The sequence below is a fragment of the Pantoea sp. B566 genome (genome assembly GCF_024793925.1).
Classification (GTDB): domain Bacteria; phylum Pseudomonadota; class Gammaproteobacteria; order Enterobacterales; family Enterobacteriaceae; genus Pantoea; species Pantoea ananatis.
On sequence record NZ_JANUQL010000002.1, the window covers coordinates 26,308 to 50,022 of the forward strand.

Here is a 23,715-nt window from a genome sequence, read left to right on the forward strand (position 1 = left end):
TCAGGCAGTTAACGTCTGGCTATGCCGAAAGAGCAGGGGCAGGGTTGGCGAACCGCGTTGATGCGTATCAAACACAAACGCCGGCATTATGCCGGCGTTTTTTATCATCACAGTCAGAACGTTTCCCAGTTACCCTCAGCTGGACTGGGCTGACGAAGAGAGACAGGCGCTTTGGTCACAGATTTTGCTGTGTTGTGGCTAACGGCCATTCCACTCTTGTTCGCGGGCAAACGGAACACGGCGACCGTTTTTTCCAGCTCTTCTGCCTGAGACTCCAGCGAGCTGGCGGCGGCTGAAGACTCTTCAACCAGTGCGGCGTTTTGTTGTGTTGTGGTATCCATTTCTGTCATTGCCTGAGCAATTTGTGATATGCCGCGGTTTTGCTCATCGGAAGCCGCCGCGATTTCGCTCATGATGTCCTTCACCTGCGTGACGGACAAGACTATTTCATCCATCGTCGATCCCGCCTGATCGACCAGCGTGGACCCTTCGTTAACACGATGCAGTGAGTCACGGATCAGCGTCTCGATTTCCTTCGCCGCCACAGAACTGCGCTGCGCAAGATTTCTGACTTCGCCGGCGACAACTGCAAAACCCCGACCTTGCTCGCCCGCCCGTGCCGCTTCAACAGCTGCGTTCAACGCCAGAATATTTGTCTGGAAAGATATTCCATTGATTACGCTGATGATTTCGCCAATTTTACCTGAGCTGGTTGTAATGCCTTGCATGGTGGTGACTACGTTACGAATGATGTCACCGCCCCGTCCGGCATTCGCCGATGCTTCCGTTGCAAGCTGGCTGGCATGGTGCGCGTTTTCAGCATTTTGCTTAACGGTGGAAGTTAACTCTTCCATACTGGCAGCGGTTTGCACCACGGCGGCAGACTGCTGTTCAGTGCGCGATGACAAGTCCATATTACCGGCGGCGATCTCAGAAGAGGCACGCGCCACACTGTTCACTCCGTCGCGCACGTTGGTGATGATGTTTTGCAGACTTTCGTTCATCACGCTGACCGCCTGCATCAACTGGCCCAGTTCGTCGCGCCGCGTGGTTGAAAGCGTGGCGGTAAGGTCGCCTTCAGAGATGCGCTGAGCCACGCTCAACGTTTCTTTCAGCGGTACCGTAATGGCGCGCGTAATACGCCAGGCAACCAACAGGCTGAGCAGGATACACAATGCGGCAACGACGGCGATCTGACGTTCAGCGTTAAGTAGAGCGCTGGTAGATTCAGATGCCTGGTAGTCAAAGAGCTCAGCCACAGATGTATTTAACTTTTCGGCCACTGCACTGAGTTGTGAAGAGGCAGCGGCCTCTGCACCCACGGCAGTCATATAGTCCGTGAAAGCCTGCTTTAATTGCGTCAGATCCGTTTTTTGCGTATTAAGGACCGTCTGGATCTCAGGAATGGCGAGCGCCGAAAGCTGAGTTCGGATCTGCTCAATGGACGTAATATTACCGTAAATTTCGACTTTACTGGCTTCAGTGGGCTTGTCAATAAAGCGCTCGACGTCACCGGCGACCTCCTTCAGTAATGAGGCTAAGCGTAATACCTGCAGCATTACCTCTGGCTGAGCGGGAATATTCACCCCATCAAGACTTTGCCCAAGCGTGAGCAGATCGTTACCCTGAATAACCGCAGAAGCCGCAAAGGTCTTTTTGGAGGCGAGATAGAATGCCTGGCGCAGGGTTTGATAGCTTTGTAACGCGCTCCCCAGAACGTCAAGCTGTTGTTCACCCTGAGCGTTCCAGTCAAATTTCTTTAACGTGTCAAAATGGGCGCTTAATTCGTTGAGTGCGCGGGCGTTGACCTGAGCATACTGCTCGTCTTTCGTGTACTGATACAGTAAACGGTTCATGCGCGCTTTACTGAGTGTATTGACCATGTTGACGGTAACGTCTTGTTTTGCTGAATTCTCTTTAATGCTTTGGAAACCTTTAAAGGCCAGAAGCGCTATCGCGAGGGTCGCAACGATAAGCACGCCAAAACTCAACCCCAGCTTTTTTCCTATTTTCATATCGGAAAACGTACGTGTAATAAACATAATTTCACCCTGACAGGAAGGAAAAAGAAAGCGTGTTTTGCAGCCTGTATTAACCCCACACTGCTTAATGAAACTTATCGACTACCACCATGAAAACTTTAAAGACAATTTGAAATATAAATTCACAACTGTGACATCAGTCTGTTTAAGCGCTGTTTTACGACTTTTTTATGGTTTAGTATTAACAGTTAAGCCCATAATAGTTAGGGGGCGAATAATTTAAGCAGGTTTTTTGCTGACTTTTTTTTTCATTTGAAACCAGAAAAAATATAAAATTTAAAAATCTTTACCAAGAATAAAAGATTTTAAAATCAATAGGTTGGTTGATCTGCCTTCCGGCGGGTATTTATTAACATCTTAAAGATTTGATAATCACCCCTGAAACTTAAATGTGCAGAAAAAATACGTTACTTTCTCTTAACATCGCCAGCTTAGTGATTAACATTCTAGTTATAATTTGTATTAGTTAATTACAGAGATTAAATGATATTTCTATGAAACTCGCTCCCTGAGAGGTACGTTTAATCTGATTAATCTTTTTCAACTATTTGGAAACAGGCTAACCAAACATGCAATATATGACCTTTCTTCTTGCTGCATTAATTTTCTGCGGCTCTGCCGCCGCCGCGCCAGCGTCAGAACCCGTTTCACTACTCTCTCGGGCACTGCATGAGAGAATGCTGTTAATGAAGGATGTTGCAGCCTTCAAAAAAACGCACAATAAGCCGATTGAAGACCTGGCTCGGGAACAGGATGTGTTAGCCGAAGCCAAAGAGAAATCGGCAAAAGCTGGCCTCGATCCACAGTCTGTGACCGCTTTTTTTCAGGGACTGATGGATGCAAGTAAAGCGATTCAGTATCGTTATCTGGCAGACTGGTTGAGTGCTCCGCATGCCGTCCCACCCGCGAAAGATCTGGCAGAGTTGCGCCAGCAGATTAATCTGTTAGACGGACAGATTTTGCAAGCCATCAACCAGCAGCTGTCACAGGGTGGTTTTACCAAAGGCGATTTAGCTCAGCTACATCAGCAGCTGAATGTCCAGCATCTGAGTGATAACGACATCAATAACGTTTTGCTGGGGCTGGAGCACATTCGGCTCAAAAAATAACGGTCCGCCGCGCGCGGCGGAATGTACGTCCAACATCCTTGAACGTCTTCTCATACGTTTGCAACGTGACAGGTTATCTACCTTAACGGGTACCGCAATTTTTACTCTAAGAATCCTTAACTCCCCGAAGCGTCAGCAGGAAGTTGACGCTTCGTAACCCGGCAATTGCGCCTTTCGCGGTGAAAGCACGCTCATCCGGGTTACCTGCGTTTCTTCATTGCTGAAAGCCTGCAGGGCTGTTTAAAGAAAGGTAGGGAATGTCACGATTTATATGGCTGTAGCCGACTACGTCGGGCGTAAGGGGCCGTTCATCATCTGCGCCATCTTTTACGTCCTCTGGCGCCGTCATGCCGCTTAAGCGCCATTCGAAACACGGCTCTCACTGCATGCAGGGGTTAATTCAGATTAAAACGTCCGCTTTGTGCTGTGAGTTCAACCGATAGATGCAACACATTTATTGAACCCTTCTGCGGGTGATTCATAGTCTGGCGTTTTTCTCGGTCTTTCGTTGAGCTGCCTTGCAACACTGTTTAGTCTTTGCTGGCTGTGAACCGATAAGTTAGTTCCCTTTGGAAAATATTGTCTGAGCAACCTGTTCGTATTTTCATTTCAGCCACATTGCCAGGGGATTGAGGATCGCAGAAGTAAATCTGGATGTCTGCTGCTACAGTAAACCGGGTGTGGCGGGTCATCAGTTCTTAAAGGAGCCTCACCCCTGATTGTTTAGAGCGTTGATACTCTCGGAAGCGCTTAAAAACAGGGCATAAATAACCGTCGCAAGCGCTTTTTTTTGACAGTCAGTAAAAAACTGAGGTTTTTAGCAATAATATTTTTTTAGAAAAAGTATGAAAGTGACGCCTTTTTCCAGGGGCAAAATTAAATAATCCTCCCACTTTATGTAACTGCTCACTTGCAGGCAGGTAAAAACGAAACAAATCGATTGGAAATTAATCAACTGTGATAGTATGAGTTTCATTCCTCTAAAGGGTAACCACCATGTCTCTTCTCGATTACGCAAGGAAGTTCATGAGTGCTCCGTCCACGGTAGTCTGTCCTGCCTGCGGTTTAAGTTCCTCCCAGCCTGCCTCAAAGATTCGCCTGAAACAGGCTATGCTTTGTCCGGGATGTAAATCTCTCTTTGTCTCTCCACGTTAGCACCTGACTTTCAGATCCGACGATCTTCCCTGTTATACCGTAAAGACCTGGACCTGCAGCTGATAAATCCCTGATGCCTTACGCCCATCCTGAGAGAACGTTTCTGAACTGATTTCTCAACTGCTCCTGCGCGTTAATGTCGCATGAGAGCAAGACTATGAAAATAAATCCTGGGGCATGGTTTCGCCGCGCCCGTATCATGACAAAAGCGCCAGGGCGCGCATCGTTTTCTTCCAATGACCCTATGGGGGAAAACACTCCGCGCCCGGAGCTGTTCTCAACGCCTCAGCTTGAGCGTTATGGTCAAAAGCTGGCGCATACGCATAAATTGTCGCCGGACAAGATGCCGTACTACCTGCTCAAACGATTAAGTGATAACGAAGCCGTTATTACACAAAACTGTTACACGCTTAACGCCGGTAAAAAAACCAGCATTATGCCCGCTGGGGAGTGGTTGCTGGACAACTACTACCTGATTGAGGAGCAAATTCGCAACGTCCGCCAGCACTTGCCGACCAGCTTTGGCAAAGGTCTCCCTTCACTCGCGTCTCCGCACCCTTGTCCGCGTATCTATGATATTGCTACCGAGGCGGTTGCGCATGGTGACGGACGCTGGGACACCGCCAGTCTGACCAGCTACATCGGCGCCTACCAACAGGTCACGCCGCTGACGTTAGGGGAAGTCTGGGCGTTGCCCGGTATGTTGCGACTGGCGCTGATTGAAAATCTGCGTCGGGTCAGTATTGAGGTGGTTCAGGCTCAGCAGGAACGCAGCCTTGCTGACAGCTGGATAACGCGGATGACCGACTGCGCCGAACATGCGCCAGCTGACCTCATTCTGGTGATCGCCGACATGGCGCGTTCCCGGCCGCCACTGAGCAGTGCCTTTGTCGCGGAAATGGTTCGTCGTCTGCACGGGCAGGGGAATGCGCTGGCATTACCCTTGGGCTGGGTAGAACAACGCCTTGCCGAGCAAGGCCTCACAACCGAGTTACTGATCCATCGCTTCAACCAACAGCTTGCGGCCAGTCAACTTTCCGTCAGCAACAGTATTGCCGGGTTACGCCTGCTCAATGAAACCAACTGGGCTGATTTCGTCGAGAACATTAGTGTGGTTGAGCAGACGTTACGTCGCGATCCGGCGGGCATATATTCCTGTATGCATTTTGATACCCGCGATCATTATCGCCATGTGATTGAGATTCTGGCCCGGGAAAGTCAGCTCAGTGAGCCCGACGTGGCAAGCCGCATACTGGCGTTGTCAGCATCAACCCAACCGGGCATGCCCTCTCATCACATTGGATATTATCTGATGGGAGAAGGGCGGCGTCAGTTAGATCACCATTTGTCGGTGGCGAGCTCTGGCCTCAAACGCTTGCGGCACAGTCTCAACAGATATCCTCTGTTATCCTGGCTTGGGAGCATGAGCCTGTTAACCACGGCGGCCACCGCCGCAATATTGTATGACACAGCGAGTCTGGGTATGGCCTGGTGGTTGTTACTACTGGCTTTACCTTTGATTGTGGCGTTGAGTCAGTTGGTCAGCGATATACTCAGTGAAGCGACGACCCGCTTTCGGACTCCCCGACCGCTGCCACGAATGGACTTTTCTGACGGGATTCCGGTGACATCCTCCACGCTGGTGGCGATCCCCTGCATGCTGACGAGTCACGCCGGCTTCAGCACGCTCCTCACAAGCCTTGAAGTGTGCTGGCTTGGCAACCAGGACGATAACCTCTGTTTCGCGCTTCTTACCGATTTTGCTGACGCGGCGACTGAAAGTACGGATGAACAACGCGCACTGTTTAGTCAGGCGATGTCAGAAATGCACCGGCTTAACCTGCGCTATCCTTGCCGCCATCAGCGCTTTTATTTGCTCCACCGCTCGCCTGAATGGAATGCATCGCAGGGGATCTGGATGGGTTATGAACGCAAACGGGGCAAGCTGGCGTTGCTGAACAGCTGGTTACGTCATCCAGACACGCAATTTTCCAGCGTTGCGGGCATGCCCGCGAACCGCTTACCCAGACAGATTAAGTATGTCATCACGCTGGACAGCGACACGCTCCTGCCACGTGATACCGCGCATAAGCTGGTCGCAACGATGGCGCATCCGTTGAACAAGCCGGAATACGATCCGCGATGTCAGCGGGTCGTCAAAGGATACGGTATTTTACAACCGGGGCTGGCAGAAGAGATGCCGCGTAACGGTCAGGGCCGCTATGCCGCGATGCGCAGCAGCGTACCGGGTAATAACCCTTATTCCATGATGTCTTCAGATATCTATCAGGATCTGTTTGAAGAAGGCTCCTTCGTCGGCAAGGGAATTTACGACGTGGATATTTTTGTCCAGGCCACGGCCAACACCTGCCCGGAAAATCTGGTGCTCAGTCACGATCTTCTGGAAGGATGCTATGCCCGCGCCGGGCTGCTGAGCGAGGTCTTACTCTACGAGCAGTACCCGAACAACTATCTGTCCGACGTCGCACGCCGTACGCGCTGGATCCGTGGCGACTGGCAACTGCTTAACTGGCTTAAGCTGCGGGTCCGAAAAGCGGATGGGACGCGGGATAAAAACCCATTGTCAGCGCTCTCTCGCTGGAAGCTGTTTGATAACCTGCGCCGCAGCCTGGTCGCCCCCGCATTACTGGTGCTGCAGTTTAGCGCGCTGCTGTGGGTGCCGAATCCGGGATACTGGCTGGGCGTTCTGGCCCTGGTCTGGCTGCTGCCTGCTGTGCTCTGTATCCTTATCGATCTTGCCAACAAGCCGCATCGTCGTCCTCTGAGGCAACATCTGGTGCTGGTTACGGCGGGGGCACTGAAGCGACTTTCCCGGATTGGACTCAATTTTATTTTATTGCCCCATGAGGCGGGCTATTCGCTGTATGCGATCGCCGTAACGCTCTGGCGCCTTGGCATCAGCCAGCGCAACCTGACGCAATGGTCAAGCCACAGTCCGGACAGCCTTCAGTCCCAACTTTCTGCCTTTCGTTTTTATCGGGTAATGTGGCTGAATGTGGCTTGTGGTGCGGCACTCACGCTTCTGACGCTGTTACTGGCGCCACAATGGCTGACCCTGGCCCTGATCATCAGCCTGTCATGGTGCCTGGCACCGCTATTATTGAGTGGACTGAGCCGCCCGCCAGCGCGTAAGGCGTTTCTGCCTGACCCGCAACAGAAACGACTTCTGCGTCAGACCAGCAGAGAAATCTGGGCGTTTTTCGAGACCTTCGCGACGGCGCAGGAAAACTGGCTTCCCCCGGACAATTATCAGGAAATCCCGGAGCCAAAAATCGCGCATCGCACGTCACCCACCAATATCGGACTGTCCTTGCTGGCGAACCTTACGGCCTGGGATTTCGGTTATCTCTCTGGCGCGGATGTCCTGCAGCGCATCACGCAGACGCTCGACACGCTGGATAAGATGGAGCATTACCGGGGACATTTGTATAACTGGTATGACACCCGCACGCTTGCGCCACTCAGCCCGCGTTATGTTTCCAGCGTTGACAGCGGCAATATGGCCGGCCACTTACTGACACTGCGCGAAGGGCTGTCAGCCATGCGTCATCAGCCCGTTTTCAACGGCGTACGCCTACTGGAGGGGCTGAATGATACTCTGCATGTGCTGGAAAAATATTGGGGCCATAACGCGCCAGCCAGCCTGGGCGTGCTGCGCACGCAGTGCCTTAATGCTGCATCGTTACCTTCAGGGCAGTGGTTAAGCGAACTCAAAAAAATGCAGGTGCACGGCAACGAACTGGCCCGGCTGTCTCAGGAGGAAAGCCGCGTGGTGGTGCGCTGGACGGCGCATCTGGTCAGTCAACTGCAGCAGCTCTGTGATGAATGGACGACGCTGCTTGGCTGGCTACCGGTGACATATCATGCACAGGCCCTGCCTACGCTGAGTGAGCTGGCTGGCGGAATCACCCTTGAGGCGGTTATCGCGCCGACAGCCGTTATGACCCAGGCCCGGCGGCGACTGGCGATTATCAGCGAACTTGAACAACGTCTCGCTGACCATGCGCGAATGGATTTTACGTTTCTGTATAACACGGCTACCAGCATGCTAAGTGTGGGCTACAACTGCGATACCAACACGCTGGATAAAAGCCACTACGATCTTTTGCCTTCAGAAATCCGCCTGACCAGTTTTGTCGCTATTGCGACGAATCAGCTGCCGCTTAAAAGCTGGTATGCACTTGGCCGACTGTTTACCACCATCGATCGTGAAACTGCCCTGATGTCCTGGAGCGGTTCAATGTTTGAATATCTGATGCCGAATCTGGTGATGCCAACCTGGCACGGCAGTCTGCTGGATGAGATGAGCAAATCTGCGGTAATCAGGCAGATAAACTGGGGCAAAGAGCGTGGCGTGCCGTGGGGCGTCTCTGAGTCTGGCTACCATGCGTTTGATGTTCAACATAATTATCAGTATCAGGCATTTGGCGTACCCGGCCTTGGTCTCCGGCGCGGACTCGCCGACGATATGGTGGTGGCCCCTTATGCCACGCTGCTGGCGCTGTTGGTTTCACCGCAAAAGGCCTGCGACAATCTGCTCAGGCTGCAGGAAAACGGCGCGCGCGGCGAATATGGTTTTTATGAAGCGTTGGACTATACGCCATCGCGACTGGCAACCGGGCAGCTTTTCCTGGTTGTTCAATCCTGGATGGCGCACCATCAGGGCATGGCTTTCCAGGCGCTGGGGCATCTGCTGCTTGATGCCCCTATGGCCGGGCGATTCATGTCGAGTCCGGCGTTCAGATCGGCCAGCCTGCTGTTACAGGAGCGCGTACCCGATGAGGTTGAACTCTACAGCCCGCGTCGTCATTTTGAGTCCCATGAGGGAAGAATTAAGCCTGTGCGCTATGAACCGCGAATCTTCACGCATGCGGATACGCCGACCCCCGAGATACAATTATTGTCCAACGGGCATTACCATCTAATGATAACGCCAGGCGGTGGGGGATACAGTCGCTGGAACAACATCGCATTGACACGCTGGCGCAGCGACAGCACCCGTGATAACTGGGGAACGTTCTGCTATATCCGGGATCCGCTCACTGACGAGGTGTGGAGCAATACCTGTCACCCTCTGGGGGCCAGTGCGGACATCAGCGATGAAATCATCTTTACCGATGCGGGGGCCGAGTTCAGGCGCGTGCTCGGCTCGCTCAGCGTGAAAACCCGGGTTGTGGTCTCACCGGAAGATGACATCGAACTGCGTCGTGTCACCCTGATGCATCGAGGCCGAAGCCCACGAACACTCGAGCTGACGACCTATGCTGAAGTGGTGCTTGCCTCGGACATCAGCGATCAGGCGCACCCGGCGTTCAGCAACCTGTTTATTCAGACGGAAGCCGATCCCAGGCATGATGCCATTTTGTGCCACCGGCGTGCACGCTCGCCGGATGAACAGAGCCCGTATCTGTTTCATATGATGGTGGTGCATGGCGATTGTTCAGAGAACGTTTCATTCGACACCGACAGAGCGGGATTCATCGGCCGGGGAAAAAGCCCGGCTGATGCCCAGGCGGTCAGCATGAACGGGCCGCTCAGCAACACGTCCGGCGCCGTGCTGGATCCGATACTGTCGATACGCCACGCGATTACACTCCAGCCCGGACAGCCGGTGACCATTGATATCGTTTTTGGCGTCAGCGAAAACCGTCAGCAAAGCCTCGCGCTGATGGAAAAATACCGCGATCATCCTATTGCCGATCGCGTGTTTGAACTGGCCTGGTCCCACAGTCTGGTTGTGTTACGGCAGATGAATGCCAGCGAAGATGACGCAACTTTGTTCAACCGCCTCGCCAGCGCGGTACTTTATCCCTGTCAGGAACTGCGCGGTGACGAACAGGCCATTAGCCGAAACCGACGTGGTCAGTCGGGCCTGTGGGGTTGGGGGATCTCAGGTGATTTGCCGATTGTGCTGATCAGCCTGACCAGCGAGGAAAAAATTGCTTCTATCACCACGCTGATTCAGGCACATCGCTACTGGCGACTGAAAGGGCTGGAGGTGGATCTGGTGATTCTTAATAACAGCCCTGGAGGTTACCAGCAGGCGCTGCAGACGCAGATTATGGATTTAATCTATGCCGGTTCTGAAGCCAGCCTGTTAGATAAACCCGGGGGGATTTTTGTCCGTAACGGTGAGCATTTGTCTGTCGAAGACAAGCAGTTGCTGATGAGCGTGGCCTGTCTGAGCCTGGACGATCGCGCTGACGGCATCAATGAACAACTTAACCAGCGTATTCACGCAACAAAAAAACGCGTCAGGCCTTTTGTGCCCTCGGTGACGTCAGAGAGCAATCATCACGCCGACTGGATACCGGAAACTCACCTGTTGCGCCATTTCAACGGATACGGTGGCTTTTCTCAGGACGGTCGCGAGTATCAGATCCTGCTGAGAGAAAACCAACCGACGCCAGCGCCCTGGTCAAACGTGCTGGCAAACGAGAACTTTGGCAGCGTGATTTCTGAAGCAGGCCAGGCCTACAGCTGGTTCGAAAATGCGCACGAATATCGCTTAACGCCGTGGGAAAACGATCCGGTAAGCGATCGTAGCGGGGAGGCATTCTATCTGCGTGATGAAGAAAGCGGCGCATGCTGGTCACCCATGACCCTGCCCGTGCGCGGTCAGGGCGATTATCTTACCCGCCACGGTTTTGGTTACAGCGTGTTTGCCCACCGTGAAAATGGACTGGACAGCGAACTGACAGTCCTGGTGGACGAGCAGGCGCCGGTTAAGCTTGCAATACTGAAGCTCAGCAACCATTCGGGCCGTACACGCAAATTGTCTGTCACCGGCTACGTGGAATGGACACTTGGGGCAACGCGCAACCACTCTGCTGCACATATCATCACGCATTCGCCCGGCCTCGCGGGGGGAAGTGCGGTCATGGCCAATAACTTCTACGGTGCTAATGGCGGGGAACGCACCGCCTTTTTCGCCGTTAACGATCCTCAGAGTACGGTAACGGGCGACCGCCGCGAGTTTATCGGGCGTAATGGTTCACTGCGCGCCCCGGCCGCCATGACGCTTCGCAGACTCTCGGGTAAAACGGGAGCCGGGCTTGATCCCTGTGCCGCGTTACAGTCGACAACCTCCCTTATTGACGGTGACCAGAAAACCTATGTTTTTGTCCTCGGCGTGGCCGATAACCCGGCACAGGCACAGGAAACGCTTGCCCGTTTTCTGCATGAGGATAATGCGCGTCAGGCGCTGAATCAGGTTCACCATTTCTGGCACAACGTGCTTGATAAGGTCGTTGTGCAGACGCCCGACAGCAGCGTTGATTTGCTGGTAAACGGCTGGCTGCTGTACCAGACATTAGCCTGTCGCATCATGGCGCGCAGCGGCTACTATCAGTCCGGTGGGGCATTTGGTTTCCGCGATCAGTTGCAGGATACGCTGGCGCTGAGCCACGTTGCACCGGAGCGACTGCGCAGCCAGATCCTGCTGTGTGCCTCACGGCAGTTTATTGAGGGGGATGTGCAACACTGGTGGCATCCTCCGCAGGGTAATGGCGTGCGAACCCGCTGTTCGGATGACTACCTGTGGCTTCCGCTTGCGGCTTGTCACTATGTGGATACAACGGGAGATACTGGCGTGCTGGCGCAGCAGATTCCCTATCTTGAAGGGCGTCCGCTCAAGCCCGGCGAAGAATCAGTTTATGATACGCCGGTTATCAGCCACCTCGAAGAGACGTTGTGGCAGCACTGCGTAAAAGCGATTGAGCGGGGGCTAAACTTCGGCCAGCACGGCCTGCCGCTAATGGGGGCAGGTGACTGGAATGACGGGATGAATCTGGTCGGTATTGAAGGCAAAGGTGAAAGCGTCTGGCTCGGCTTTTTCCTCTACGATATTTTGCAACGCTTTGCGGCGCTGGCTGAACAGCGCCAGGATGAACGCGTGGCAGCATTGTGCTATTCAGAAGCGCTGAGCCTGCAAAAAAATCTCGAATCTTACGCCTGGGATGGTGCATGGTATCTCCGCGGCTACTTTGACGATGGTACGCCGCTGGGGACAAGAGAATCGCAGGCGTGCTGGATCGATGCGATTGCACAAAGCTGGTCCGTTTTGTCCGGCGCAGCTGATCCAGTGCGCAGTGCGCAGGCTATGCAGTCACTCGACAGCTATCTGGTGGATAACGATGCAGGATTGATCAAGTTGCTAACGCCACCGTTTGATGGTCATGGTCCTAATCCCGGTTACATACAGGGTTATCTTCCGGGTGTGAGGGAAAACGGCGGGCAGTACACGCATGGCGCCATCTGGGCGGTCATGGCGTTTGCCCGGATGGGACAAAAAGCGCGAGCGTGGCAACTATGGTCAATGATCAATCCGGTAAACCACACGCTGCAGACTGAAGGCGTTAACATCTACAAGGCGGAGCCCTATGTGATGAGTGCAGATGTATACAGCGTTGCACCTCATACCGGCCGTGCCGGGTGGAGCTGGTACACCGGTTCCGCAGGCTGGGCCTACCGTCTGGTGACTGAAGAGTTACTCGGAATAAAACGGCACGGAGAGACGCTGGTTATTCGCACTCACTTACCTGATGACTGGCCTTCGATCAGCCTGACCTATCAACACGGGGGCAGTCAGTATTACATTAGCATTTCTCGTCACGACGGTGAACCTCGAGTGACTATGGATGGCACGCTCCTGCCGGATGACAGCATTCCTTTGCGGGATGATGGACAAAATCACAATGTCGATATTATTCAGCGCTGACCGTCCGCTCTGTGCCAGAAGCGGACCTTATAAACACTAAGGTTCGATCGTTTAGGGGCAGTCTATGGAGAGTTATTATAGTGAGAACTCATCACGACCGAAGAAGATCGTAACAGATTCAGCCCCCTTGAGAGCGCAACATATAAATCAGTTGTGGACAATCCATCCGAGGCGTTCAGGCAGAGGCCAGCGCATGACTTCGCCGGTCTCTTCCTGAAAGGCAAGCATCAATATCTGTCCAGTAAAGTCTGCATGTTCTTTGGGACCAGAGGGGCACTCGCCCAGCAAATTGCTGACATGGGCTGCTACTGAAAATATGTTATTTCTCCAGGAGGATAAAAGTTGCGAGGGTGAACGAACCGAAGGTCAGGGACGTCTGCGACTGGACATACGTCCCTAACCAGCAGTGTCGCTTGGTTAATACAGAAAATGCTCGGTAAGCCGGTCGCCAAAAAGCATGATGCCGAGCCCGGTCAGCATGACCAACACGCCGCCCATCTTGATGAGCGAAACCGGCTGTCTTATGGTGCCCAACAGACCAAAATGGTCGATCACCTGTGATGAGAGCAACTGTCCGACAATCGCCAACCCGAGCGGGGCTGAAAAACCGATTTTTGGTGCAAGTACCACATAGCTGAATAACGCACAGGCACCGATCTGTCCGCTCGCCAGACTCCACAGAGGCTGTGAAGGGATGGCAGCAAGGGCGGTGAAAACCCCTCCACGTAGCAGCGAGTAAACGCCGAGGCTCAACGCCGAGGCCGTGAAGGAAAATAACGCGGCGGTGACCGGGTCGCCCCCGAGCCCTTTTGCAAGCTGACTGTTCAATGTTGTCTGCAGGGTAATACCCAGACCTGCTGCAAAAGCCAGTACGTAATAAATCGCGCTCATGCTGTTCATCTCAGTTAGTTTGCCTGCACCAGCGGCAGGAATTTTTCCGCAAAGATGTCTGGCTCATACCCTGCTGCCGAAAAAAGGTATTCACGTGATTCATCAATGGCTGCGCGAAGGCGTTCACTGTCCACACCCGCTTTCCCGGCTAACGCCGTCTGAAATGCAGAATGGAGGTCGGAGGTAAAAAACACCAGATGGCGGGGTGTAAAGGTATTGATCCCGTCGAACATAAATTCAAACACCTTGCCGGTTTCAGGGCTAAGGAGGCCGCTGAAAGGATAGCGCTGGCGCAGGTCTCCGACGTTTTCCGGCGCACACCTGGTCTGTCAATGAGCTCGGGAGATGTCATCAGGGCGTGATGAAGCCGGGTGATGAGCCTGACAATGACGTTTGGGTTTGGCTCCCGCTCAATACGAATCCCCATGTCTATAAGGGTTTGGCAAGGGGGAACGCATGATGGAGTTATGGCGCGCATAGCGCCCTCGCTTTTTTGCTTCTGTTGTGTAGATAAAATGCGCGTCTGTGGAGGAGGATGGGGGCATTTTTTTCAGGCGGGCTGAACCATGATGGTTGCTGCTGCTCCGCCAGAAAAAAGGCTATTCGTGATTCAGGAAAATATTTCCCATCGAATCAACGCTTTGAAATCAAGTAATTAAGCTCGGATCGTTCCAGAGACGAAATCCCCCCTCGAATGCCAGTGTGTTGTCGCCTTTCCGGCACTTTGGCGGGAGTGAGTCAAGTTCATCTACGTTTCCTCCGCCTAAAACCACGTAGTCAGGCTGCAACGCGGTGGTCAGCATTTCCACCACGTCAAAAACCCGCGCCTGCCATTTTTTGTTCCCCTTTTTTACCCGGTAGGCTTCACCTACGTAGTGTTCGTAGCTATTGCCTTTGCGATAAGGTAAGTGAGCGATCTCCATGGGCTGAGCGACGTTTTCGATGATCATCGCAGCCCCTAGTCCCGTGCCAAGACCGAGGAACAGCATGCGTCCGCCCTGATAGGAACCCAGCGCCTGCATCAGGGCGTCGTTGACGATACGAACAGGGCAGCCAAAGGCGCCTGCATAGTCAAACCCCACCCAGCCCTCACCGAGGTTGGCGGGCTCCCGAATGGGTTTATTGTCCGCGACGGGACCCGGAAATCCCATCGCGATCACATCATAGGACATGCCTTCAGCCAGGGTCTTAACCGCGGCAACCATGTCTGCGGCCGACATGTTTTTTCCACTATCTGCCTTCTTTTTTACCCCGCCAGTGCTGGAGAGGATCTTCACATGGCTTCCGCCGATGTCGATGGACAAAACAACATGATCTTTCTTTTTTTTAGTTTGCCGCGTCATTGGTAATTCTCCATAGGCTCAAACGGGATCGACCCAGCCGCCGGGGGGCATAAAGTCCGCCATAGCGGCAGGCCCCCAGGTTCCTGGTTTGTAGGCAGGTGGAACGGTTTTATCCTTCAGTACGGGTTCGACGATTTTCCAGGCCAGCTCTGCTGCATCCTGCCTGGTGAAAAGCTGACGATCGCCCGCCATGGCATCGCCAATCAGCCGCTCGTAGGGCGCCATATCGCCCAGACCATCGTCCAGCGCGGTGAGTTCGACCGCTTCACCCCGCATCTTTTCGCCGGACGCCTTGCGTCTCGCGCCAATGCCGATCGTAATATCCGGGCCGAGGCGAAAGCGGATATAGTTGGCGGGCTCGTCGGTAATTTCATCGAAAAGGGTAACTGGCGGTCGCCTGAAGCGCACAACCACTTCCGTGGCATGCGCGGGTAAATTTTTCCCAGCACGGATATAGAAGGGAACGCCACTCCAGCGCCACGTTGTAATCTGAAAGCGAACCGCAGCGAAGGTCTCCGTCGGAGAAGACGCGGCGACACCCGGTTCATCGGTATAGCCTTCAAACTGACCCCGAACCACGTCATCGTCTGACAGCGGCGGCATGGCCTTTAACACCTGGACTTTCTCATCAACCAGATCGTCGGATGCGCCGGAGGAGGGCGGTTCCATGGCAAGTAACAGAAGCACATTAACCAGGTGATTCTGAATCACGTCACGGATGCAGCCAACTTCGTCATAGAATTTGCCGCGTCCCTTGATGCCGAAGTCCTCAGCCATGGTGATCTGAACGCTTTCGATATGTTCACGATTCCATATGGGTTCAAGGAAGCTGTTCGCAAAGCGAAAGTAGAGGAGGTTCTGGATAGCCTCCTTGCCCAGAAAGTGGTCGATGCGGAAAATCGCGTCCTCATCGAAAACCTTGTGCAGCACCTCGTTCAGCTGTTTTGCCGAAGCGAGATCGCGGCCAAACGGCTTTTCCACCATAAGTCGGGCGTTTTTCGCGATACCGGCCTCTGCCAGCCCCCCCGCAACCGTTTCAAACAGGGAGGGGGGAATGGCAAGGTAGTAGAGCGGGTTATGATGACCGGCAAGCGCCTCGCGCAGCCCGTCGAATGTTGACTGAGATCGATAATCGCCTGAAACGTAGGAAAGCCTGTCCGCCAGTGCGGCAAAGACCGCCTGATCGACCACATCGACATGTTTTTCAACCGCCTCTTTTGCACGCGCGATCAACTGGTCACGCGTCCAGTCTTCAAATGCAACACCGATAATGGGCGTACTGAGCGTTTTACGCTTCACCATTGCATAAAGAGAAGGGAATATCATCTTGTAGGCAAGATCGCCGGTGACACCGAACACTACCAGCACATCTGATCGTTGCTGCGCCATCGCTGTGTACCTCCGCGTTACCTGGTTTTTTCCAAATGGCCGCCGAAGGCATGCCGCATGGCTGAGAGGACTTTTTCGGCAAACAGTGCTTCGCCACGAGAAGAGAAACGCCCGAAAAGAGCAGACGCGAGAACCGGAGCAGGAACGCCCGTGTCGACAGCCGCCTGCAATGTCCAGCGCCCTTCACCGGAATCAGACACGCGGCCATCATAATGGTTAAGATTCGGGTCCTGTTTCAACGCCTCGGCTGTCAGATCCAGCAGCCAGGAGCCGATCACCGAGCCATGTCGCCATACCTCTGTAACGGCGGGAAGATTGATATCAAAACGATAATATTGCGGACTGGAAAGGGGCGCGGTTTCCGCATCAGCCTCCCGCTCGCCGGTTCCGCTATTGGCGGCTTTTAATATGTTCAGGCCTTCGGCATAGGCGGCCATGACACCATATTCAATGCCATTATGTACCATCTTGACGAAGTGTCCGGCGCCTGCTGGCCCGCAATGAAGATAACCTCTCGGCGCCGTGCCCAGGGCCGCATCTTCCGCAATGTTCTGACCGGCACCGGGCGCAAGCGACGCAAAAATCGGGTCCAGGCGCTTCACAGCCGCCTGCGGGCCGCCAATCATCAGGGAGTAGCCACGCTCGAGGCCCCAAACGCCACCCGATGTGCCGACGTCGATATAGTCGATTCCGAGAGGTGAAAATTCCCCGGCGAGGTCGATAGCTTCACGGTAAAAGGAGTTGCCCCCATCGATAATAGCGTCGCCCTTATTCAGCGCTGCTGCGAACTCCCGCGCAATCTTTGGTGTTATCGCCGCGGGGAGCATGAGCCAGACCGCGCGCGGCGCCTCCAGCTTCGTAATCAGATCGCCAGGGGATAACGCGCCGGTTGCGCCTTCTTTAACCAGTGCGTCAACGTTATCGGCGTTCACGTCGTAAACGACGCATTCGTGGCCCTGTTTAAGAAGGCGACGTACCATGTTGGCGCCCATGCGGCCGAGACCTACCATTCCAATCTGCATATCATTCTCCATTGCCAATGCGGGTTTGATCGTTCGGTTCATTTACGACGTGAACGGTAAAATCGGTGTTTTCCCAATGTTCAACGTCAGGCCAGTAAAAGGTAAAGACAACACGGGTTCCTGCGGTTTCGTGCTGTACAGGCAGGTCCACATAATAGGTTCCAAGCCCCGAAGAGCGCGCCGGGGAGTCAGAAACGGTAGCCCAGTCATCCGTACTCCAGTGCACCAGGGCGTTCGCTTCCGTTTCCAGCCTCAGTTGCTTCCCGACAGGAAGGGAGGATACGCGGTTGTTAAAGCGCCATATGCGCAAATGCGATCCGGTCTGATTTCTGATATAGCGTTCAACGCCTTGGGGTGGCATATCGAAGACCGCGCCATCGCGAAGCGATCGCAGCAGTTTAATATGTTCGGAATGTGCCCAGACAAGCGGCATGGCGCTACCGGAAGGACGCCCGAAGAACAGCGCCTTATCGGGAATATCGGGGCCGTCCCATACCTGTTCCGGTAACAGCCCGCCCGAGCCTGCCGATTTTTCCAGCGTGGCCAGGAGCGCCTCAGCCGCGTCGTGCCTGCCCGCTGCCAGCTCGTAATGCGCGCGTTCGCCCGCCAGCAGAGGCCATGGACGCCCCTGGCCGATACCGTCGAACGGCGCGCCGTCTGCGTGTTCGCCATAGCCATCACCGGTGTACCGATACCACAATGGCCCCTGAGGTAAATCGACCCGAAGACTGTGGTCAATAGCCTTTATCGTATCAAGGATGTGCGGGTCGTCCGCTGCACGCAGGCCGAAACGCACCAGTGCCAGGGCATCCGGGCTCAGCACATCAGCGGTCGGCAGAAGCGCCCGATCCGGTGTCTGGTTGCGAATCTCGGTATTGCCGGATGCGCTGACCTCATCCGTTGCGCCCGACGGCGCGATGCGGACATAGTGACCGGAAATGCCAATCGAGGTGCAAAAATGGGGATCCCCGGCAAAGGTCCATTTTTCAATCTGCTCATTCCAGCAGTCTGCGGTTTCTCGCAGGTGGTTTGCCGCCGCTTCATCTCCGTCTATCGAAAGCAGATCCGCGGCGGCAAGCAGTGCAGCGATCTCGACCGCCAGGGTAAACGGACTGTAGCCTGAGTCTTCCTCCCAGCGGTCCTCCGCGGTCGCCGGGCCGTTGGTCAAAATGTAGCAGGCCGCGCGGCGTAGCATAGGCATAAAGCGTTTCTGCGCTTTATTGTCGAGATAGCCGAGTCTGCGCAGCATATCCATAAGCAGAAGGGGGAATGCACACTCATCCATCTGGATGCCTGGCCAGTAGGGTTTTCCATCCAGCCACAGGTTCTGTGGCCAGCGCCCGGAGGGCTCCTGAACACGACGGAGATATTCCAGAATGGCGAGTGCCTGGTCGGCGTCGCCTGCGGCCAGGAAACCCCCTGCCGTTTCGACCAGGTCTCGCGGCCAGACCAGATGATAGCCGCCAAGATCGTCATCGCCCTTCGAAAATCCCCAGGGTATCGTCAGGCTCGCGACAACGGCGCCGGGACAATCAGCGGCTCTGTGCGAGGCCAGTACCGCCGTTGAAACCCGGTATGTATTGACGCCGTTTCGCGCTTCTTGATCGAGTGGAATGAGCCTGTCCTGCCACGCTTGCCAGTTGCGAATATACCCATCGCGCGCTTTATCAAAGCCCGCGTTAAGACTGGCGGTTGCCGCCGCTGCGGCCTCGGATTCCGTTTGGCCGAAACCAATAGCCAGCGTGGCTTCACTGCAGGCGCTGGTGAACGCCAGCTCTCCGGCAAGCGCGACATTGCCATCGTCTGCCCGCCGGTATTGGTTCACAAGGCGTCCCTGTTCTTTAAGCTGCTGCCAGCCGTCTGACATACCGACAAACCCGGCGCTCATTGCCGTCCAGGGGATGTCGCAGACGAGCGCCAGATAGCGGGAGCGGCCGGTGGCGAAAAGCACTGGCTTATCGTCAAATTCGCCGATCCAGGCGGCGTTCATTTGTCCGGCATTCACCAGATGGGGAGCGAGCAGTGCGGTGACGGTGTAATGCTCAACGTTCCCCTTCAACGCGGTGAAACGGACCCGCTGCAGCACACAGTCACGGGCCGGATCAGTAATGATGTCCTTCTCAAGCCTGTAGAGGCCGTCACGCGCCGTGTTGGTGATGGTGAAGGCCGGAATGCCTGGCGAGTGGGGTCGGGTTTCGGTCAGGCAGTCGCGCTTTTCTTCGGAGAAATAACCTTCAGGCCCCGTGATAACGAAGACGCAATCGCGGGTACAGGCGCTGTCAACGCGTGGATAATAGATTTCGTTGAGAACGCCGTGGCTCAAGGTGAACCAGACGCGCGAGTCTGATGAAAGGGCCGTGCCGATTCCGCTCTTGGCACTCGATGTCCATCGGGCTTCAATTCCTGGCCTTCCCGGGGCGGCGTCAACGCCTGCGCGTAATGGCGGGTCGTCATGCTTCATGCACGTTTGCAACGGGACGGCGTCGCTGTCAGCGTTTGACATTTTTAGGATACCTTGGCGGTCTGCGTAAAAAATCTAGACGACGACGTTGCGGAGTAAATCCTGGCTTCATGCGGCGGCTTTTCTGTCCCGGGGCAACCCGGTTCACCTTGCGCCTGAGCAATGTAGAACCAAACTCCAAGATTTATATAGCGCTGATAGTGTGTTGAATCAACCATCCCTATCAGCGCAGCAACACCGAAAATTATTCACGACAAGACGACTTTTCGCCGCTCACCTTCATCCGCACATGAACGTCTTTCTCACTGACTCATTAACCGCCGCGACCCGCTCCCCTTCATCGCGCGGACACTAAACCCGCGCCCCATCTCTGGGTAGCCAGGGCGACGATGCGCCTTGCTTCAGACGAACCCGACTGATGCCCGGCAGCGCAAGAACGTGCGTCCTGATAGCACCGCTCTCCCGTCTGGATTTTCAGCTAACCGCATGAAATCACATCATTTAAAGGGCTTTGCCCGACTACGTCGGGCGTACGGCGCTGAGCCGCATCTTTGCACTTATCGCTGTAGTCCTGGTCAGGCTAAAGGTCTGGCTCAACGATCGCTTTGTGCCCGTAGCGGACGTGATAGCAGGGTAGGTCAGATATCTAATGTACAAGGCCCGATCGGGCAAGGCAGCGTGAGATACCCTGTGGCCAGCTACGTTGAGCCTGGCAGGTAAATCGACAGTGCGCCCCTGCGTAATGTCTTTTTTTGCAATGTCTAAAAGCAGAAAACTTACATCGTGTTACGACATAAACCCCATCGCTAAAGGTGACTGTATGTCACAGCCGAAAATGACAGATGCTGATTACATCTTGCTGGCCAACTTCCGCACGGAACTACGCAGATTTATTGCCTTTAGTGATAGTCAGGCACGCAATGTGAGATTGACACCACAGCAACATCAGGCGCCACTGACTATTTGGGTAGCGCGAGAAGCAACGGCAACGGTGGTTAGGTTGCAGAGCGGCTGATTTTAAAACCGCACGGCGCGTCTGGGCTGATTAGCCGCCTGCAGGACGCCGGGCTCATCACTCGTCAGGCCGATGAATCGATTGACGCCTCAGGCGGAAGCCTTGCTTGAGGCGCGCGCTGGCGCATATCGACGTGCGCAAAACGCGAAAACCTTTGCAGGTAGATCTGGTCGATGAGCTTGATGGCTGACAGCGCTGGAGCTGTCCGCCGCGGTTAGCGTAAACAATCGATATATTTTTGCGCCGACTGCTTCACCACACTGCTGGCATCGGCAATAATATCGCGCCCTTCAAATGCGCTGTAAAGTTTCCTGAAATCATAGGGTTGAAGTCGATTGACGATCGCAGTGATTGTCGCGGCGGGTAAAGGAAGCATATTGGGATAACTCCACATAAAAGAGACTGCGTTTGACCCTGCGCTAACCTGCACGATATCACCAGACAGCACGATGCCATCCTCCTTTGCCCAGTGCAGCACGGTTCCACCTTCAAAGTGTCCTCCCAGACGTAACAGTGTCACATCAGGCATGAGGGTTTTTGCCTCACCTTCCCACAACCGCAGATAGGGGCTGTCACGCATAATCCACTCGCTGTCACTGGCGTGCAGGTAAATCGGGGCATCAAAGACCGCTGCCCAGTCTTGCATGGTGCTGTAGTAATGAGGATGAGAAACCGCAATCGCGCTGATGCCGCCCAGGGCACGAACGATGTCAATCGTGGCATCGTCAAGATCAGGAATGCAGTCCCAAAGTACGTTGCCCTGCGCGCCCTTTACAAGAAAAGCCCGCTGGCCAATAGCAAATTCAGGAACCGTTTGCAGGCTGAATAATCCCTTTTCCAGCTGAGACCATTTATTACTATGGGCCGCATGCAACGCCTCAGGTGAAATCCACTGTTGTCCTGTTGGCGGGACATACTGACGTTCGTCCTCACAGATTTTACAGCGATCAATGTGAACATCCTGCTGTTGATATGACGTGCCGCACGTGAGGCAAATTTTGATCATCCTGCGCTCTCCCTTAACCCTTTCAGATTAATTTTAGAGCCTGTATCAGGTGCAGGTTTCAATTTGTGCCATAGGGCGTGAAGGACAATTAATGGCTGTAGACCAAAAAGTGGACGTTGTTGATGTAAAACTGCGCCACCTGGGTCATGCCAAGACGCTCGTGCGCCTGAATTGATCGACGATTGTCAGCCTGGATAAACAGCACCGGGGCCTTAGTACCGTAGTGACTGCGCAGTTCATCGTACAGACGCAGCAGCAGGCCCTGACCGCGGGCCCGGGTGCTGATGCAGGCCGGGCCATAAATCCAGCACTGCTTCCCGGGCGGCCAGGCGCGCAACATGGCGTTCACCACCTCCGGGCCTTGCCGGAATGATGAGGTGCTAAATAACACGCCGGCAATCCCTGCCGCACACTGCGCGACTGCCACTATGGCGCCAGGGTGATTCAGCATGCCGGCAACTTTTTCGGCGGGGAAATCGCCATTCAGCGCGCCGCCATTGCCCGCTGCGTTTTCCTGAAGCAGTGCCGTGATGCCTGCCAGGTCATGCGTCGTTGCTTGCCGGACGAGATAGTTATCCGGGGTAGGCATAATGCGATACTCCCTTAAAGATGATGCCGCCGTCCGGTTTTACGGGGTATTGCGGCGGTACAATGCCCACTCATCTATGCGCTCTCCCGAAGGCAAGGTACAGTATCCCTCTTCGCCAGCCGCTGTTTTCACGCTGTCAATTTTGCCGCCGACAGCAAGGCAATGTTGGGATGCAGGATTAGCCAGCTGTGATGTCGATGTTTCACGCGGTGAGGGTGAGGACAGACAGCCAGAGAGCAGCAGAGAGAGTAAAATCGGTAAAAAGGTTCTCATATAACCTGCTTGTTGTTGAAGAGCGCATTCACATGCTATCCGGATTTATCGGGTAAATCATTATAGCCACTCAAAAGGAGAAGGATGATGTCTGACAAACCGTTAAAAATCGTCACGCTGCTGGGAAGCCTGAGGCAAGGCTCGTACAACGCAATGATCGCACGTGCACTCCCACAGCTGGCGCCAGAGGGGATGACCATAGATGCACTGCCATCCATTCGGGATATTCCACTGTACGATGCGGATCTTCAGCAAGAAGAGGGATTCCCCGCCACGGTTGACACGCTGGCTGCACGTATTCGCGAGGCTGATGGCGTCATTATCGTCACACCCGAATATAACTACTCCGTGCCTGGCGGTTTAAAGAATGCCATTGACTGGTTATCTCGCGTACCGAATCAACCCTTGGCGGGTAAACCGGTGGCGATTCAAACCAGTTCCATGGGCGCTATTGGTGGAGCACGTTGTCAGTATCACCTGCGTCAGATTCTGGTATTTCTCGATGCCATGGTGCTGAACAAGCCGGAATTTATGGGTGGGGCGATCCAGAATAAAGTCGATGAGCAGGCCGGGAAGGTGATTGAGCAAGGCACGCTGGAACATCTGGCAAAACAGTTAGCCGCGTTCAGTGATTTTATTCGCAGGGTAAGCGAGGGGTGATTTAAGTTAATCCTCTGAGA

The 23,715-nt window shown here is 54.3% G+C and carries 14 protein-coding genes and 1 pseudogene; 4 read left to right on the forward strand and 11 right to left on the reverse strand.

Annotated elements, in window-relative coordinates; genetic code table 11:
* Positions 1-113: 113 nt before the first annotated feature.
* The gene (locus tag NYE92_RS00160) at positions 114-2,042 is read right to left on the reverse strand and encodes a methyl-accepting chemotaxis protein (protein WP_110015489.1); all 1,929 of its coding nucleotides are present in this window, start codon (positions 2,040-2,042) and stop codon (positions 114-116) included.
* Positions 2,043-2,611: 569 nt separating this feature from the next.
* Between NYE92_RS00160 and NYE92_RS00165 the strand changes: the two genes are divergently transcribed.
* Complete coding sequence (locus NYE92_RS00165; RefSeq protein ID WP_013027843.1) at positions 2,612-3,151, forward strand: chorismate mutase; 540 nt, start codon at positions 2,612-2,614, stop codon at positions 3,149-3,151.
* Positions 3,152-3,583: 432 nt separating this feature from the next.
* Here the strand turns inward: NYE92_RS00165 and NYE92_RS00170 are convergent.
* Positions 3,584-3,843, reverse strand: a pseudogene (locus NYE92_RS00170) (IS30 family transposase); the annotation flags it as partial.
* A 304-nt stretch (positions 3,844-4,147) separates the two neighbouring features.
* On the opposite strand from NYE92_RS00170, the gene NYE92_RS00175 reads away from it, so the two are divergent.
* On the forward strand, positions 4,148-4,306 hold the full coding sequence (locus tag NYE92_RS00175; RefSeq protein ID WP_217267919.1) for a YnfU family zinc-binding protein: 159 nt from the start codon (positions 4,148-4,150) through the stop codon (positions 4,304-4,306).
* A 157-nt stretch (positions 4,307-4,463) separates the two neighbouring features.
* Entirely contained in the window at positions 4,464-13,046 is an 8,583-nt protein-coding gene (locus NYE92_RS00180) for a glycoside hydrolase family 94 protein (protein WP_259018294.1), read from the forward strand.
* Between the two features lie 417 nt (positions 13,047-13,463).
* Here NYE92_RS00180 and NYE92_RS00185 read toward each other — a convergent pair whose 3' ends face one another.
* The 9 genes from NYE92_RS00185 to NYE92_RS00225 all read right to left on the reverse strand — a co-directional run bounded on the left by NYE92_RS00185 (position 13,464) and on the right by NYE92_RS00225 (position 23,035).
* On the reverse strand, positions 13,464-13,937 hold the full coding sequence (locus NYE92_RS00185) for a DMT family transporter (protein WP_029569538.1): 474 nt from the start codon (positions 13,935-13,937) through the stop codon (positions 13,464-13,466).
* 14 nt (positions 13,938-13,951) lie between these two features.
* Positions 13,952-14,170, reverse strand: a complete 219-nt coding sequence (locus NYE92_RS00190) for a hypothetical protein (RefSeq protein ID WP_014604621.1) — start codon at positions 14,168-14,170, stop codon at positions 13,952-13,954.
* Between the two features lie 414 nt (positions 14,171-14,584).
* Entirely contained in the window at positions 14,585-15,280 is a 696-nt protein-coding gene (locus NYE92_RS00195) for an ROK family protein (protein ID WP_029571349.1), read from the reverse strand.
* 18 nt (positions 15,281-15,298) lie between these two features.
* Positions 15,299-16,669, reverse strand: a complete 1,371-nt coding sequence (gene zwf, locus NYE92_RS00200) for a glucose-6-phosphate dehydrogenase (RefSeq protein ID WP_022622891.1) — start codon at positions 16,667-16,669, stop codon at positions 15,299-15,301.
* Between the two features lie 17 nt (positions 16,670-16,686).
* Positions 16,687-17,691 carry a phosphogluconate dehydrogenase (NAD(+)-dependent, decarboxylating) gene (gene gnd / locus NYE92_RS00205; protein ID WP_014604624.1) on the reverse strand — a complete coding sequence of 335 codons (1,005 nt, stop codon included), beginning with the start codon at positions 17,689-17,691 and terminating at the stop codon, positions 16,687-16,689.
* A 1-nt stretch (position 17,692) separates the two neighbouring features.
* On the reverse strand, positions 17,693-20,194 hold the full coding sequence (locus NYE92_RS00210) for a glucan 1,4-alpha-glucosidase (RefSeq protein WP_105080770.1): 2,502 nt from the start codon (positions 20,192-20,194) through the stop codon (positions 17,693-17,695).
* Positions 20,195-21,381: 1,187 nt separating this feature from the next.
* Entirely contained in the window at positions 21,382-22,173 is a 792-nt protein-coding gene (locus tag NYE92_RS00215) for an MBL fold metallo-hydrolase (protein ID WP_014333133.1), read from the reverse strand.
* A gap of 88 nt (positions 22,174-22,261) precedes the next feature.
* Positions 22,262-22,762 carry a GNAT family N-acetyltransferase gene (locus tag NYE92_RS00220; protein WP_014333134.1) on the reverse strand — a complete coding sequence of 167 codons (501 nt, stop codon included), beginning with the start codon at positions 22,760-22,762 and terminating at the stop codon, positions 22,262-22,264.
* 39 nt (positions 22,763-22,801) lie between these two features.
* Positions 22,802-23,035, reverse strand: a complete 234-nt coding sequence (locus NYE92_RS00225) for a DUF333 domain-containing protein (protein WP_013027857.1) — start codon at positions 23,033-23,035, stop codon at positions 22,802-22,804.
* Positions 23,036-23,122: 87 nt separating this feature from the next.
* Here NYE92_RS00225 and NYE92_RS00230 point away from each other — a divergent pair, with 87 nt between their 5' ends.
* Positions 23,123-23,695, forward strand: coding sequence for an NADPH-dependent FMN reductase (locus NYE92_RS00230; protein ID WP_014598338.1), 573 nt, complete (start codon positions 23,123-23,125; stop codon positions 23,693-23,695).
* Positions 23,696-23,715 lie beyond the last annotated feature (20 nt).

Coding starts and splice junctions, on each gene's coding strand:
- NYE92_RS00160 (WP_110015489.1), bottom strand. CDS start 2,042: ATGTTTATTACACGTACGTTTTCCGATATGAAAATAGGAAAAAAGCTG.
- NYE92_RS00165 (WP_013027843.1), top strand. CDS start 2,612: ATGCAATATATGACCTTTCTTCTTGCTGCATTAATTTTCTGCGGCTCT.
- NYE92_RS00175 (WP_217267919.1), top strand. CDS start 4,148: ATGTCTCTTCTCGATTACGCAAGGAAGTTCATGAGTGCTCCGTCCACG.
- NYE92_RS00180 (WP_259018294.1), top strand. CDS start 4,464: ATGAAAATAAATCCTGGGGCATGGTTTCGCCGCGCCCGTATCATGACA.
- NYE92_RS00185 (WP_029569538.1), bottom strand. CDS start 13,937: ATGAGCGCGATTTATTACGTACTGGCTTTTGCAGCAGGTCTGGGTATT.
- NYE92_RS00190 (WP_014604621.1), bottom strand. CDS start 14,170: ATGTTCGACGGGATCAATACCTTTACACCCCGCCATCTGGTGTTTTTT.
- NYE92_RS00195 (WP_029571349.1), bottom strand. CDS start 15,280: ATGACGCGGCAAACTAAAAAAAAGAAAGATCATGTTGTTTTGTCCATC.
- zwf (WP_022622891.1), bottom strand. CDS start 16,669: ATGGCGCAGCAACGATCAGATGTGCTGGTAGTGTTCGGTGTCACCGGC.
- gnd (WP_014604624.1), bottom strand. CDS start 17,691: ATGCAGATTGGAATGGTAGGTCTCGGCCGCATGGGCGCCAACATGGTA.
- NYE92_RS00210 (WP_105080770.1), bottom strand. CDS start 20,194: ATGTCAAACGCTGACAGCGACGCCGTCCCGTTGCAAACGTGCATGAAG.
- NYE92_RS00215 (WP_014333133.1), bottom strand. CDS start 22,173: ATGATCAAAATTTGCCTCACGTGCGGCACGTCATATCAACAGCAGGAT.
- NYE92_RS00220 (WP_014333134.1), bottom strand. CDS start 22,762: ATGCCTACCCCGGATAACTATCTCGTCCGGCAAGCAACGACGCATGAC.
- NYE92_RS00225 (WP_013027857.1), bottom strand. CDS start 23,035: ATGAGAACCTTTTTACCGATTTTACTCTCTCTGCTGCTCTCTGGCTGT.
- NYE92_RS00230 (WP_014598338.1), top strand. CDS start 23,123: ATGTCTGACAAACCGTTAAAAATCGTCACGCTGCTGGGAAGCCTGAGG.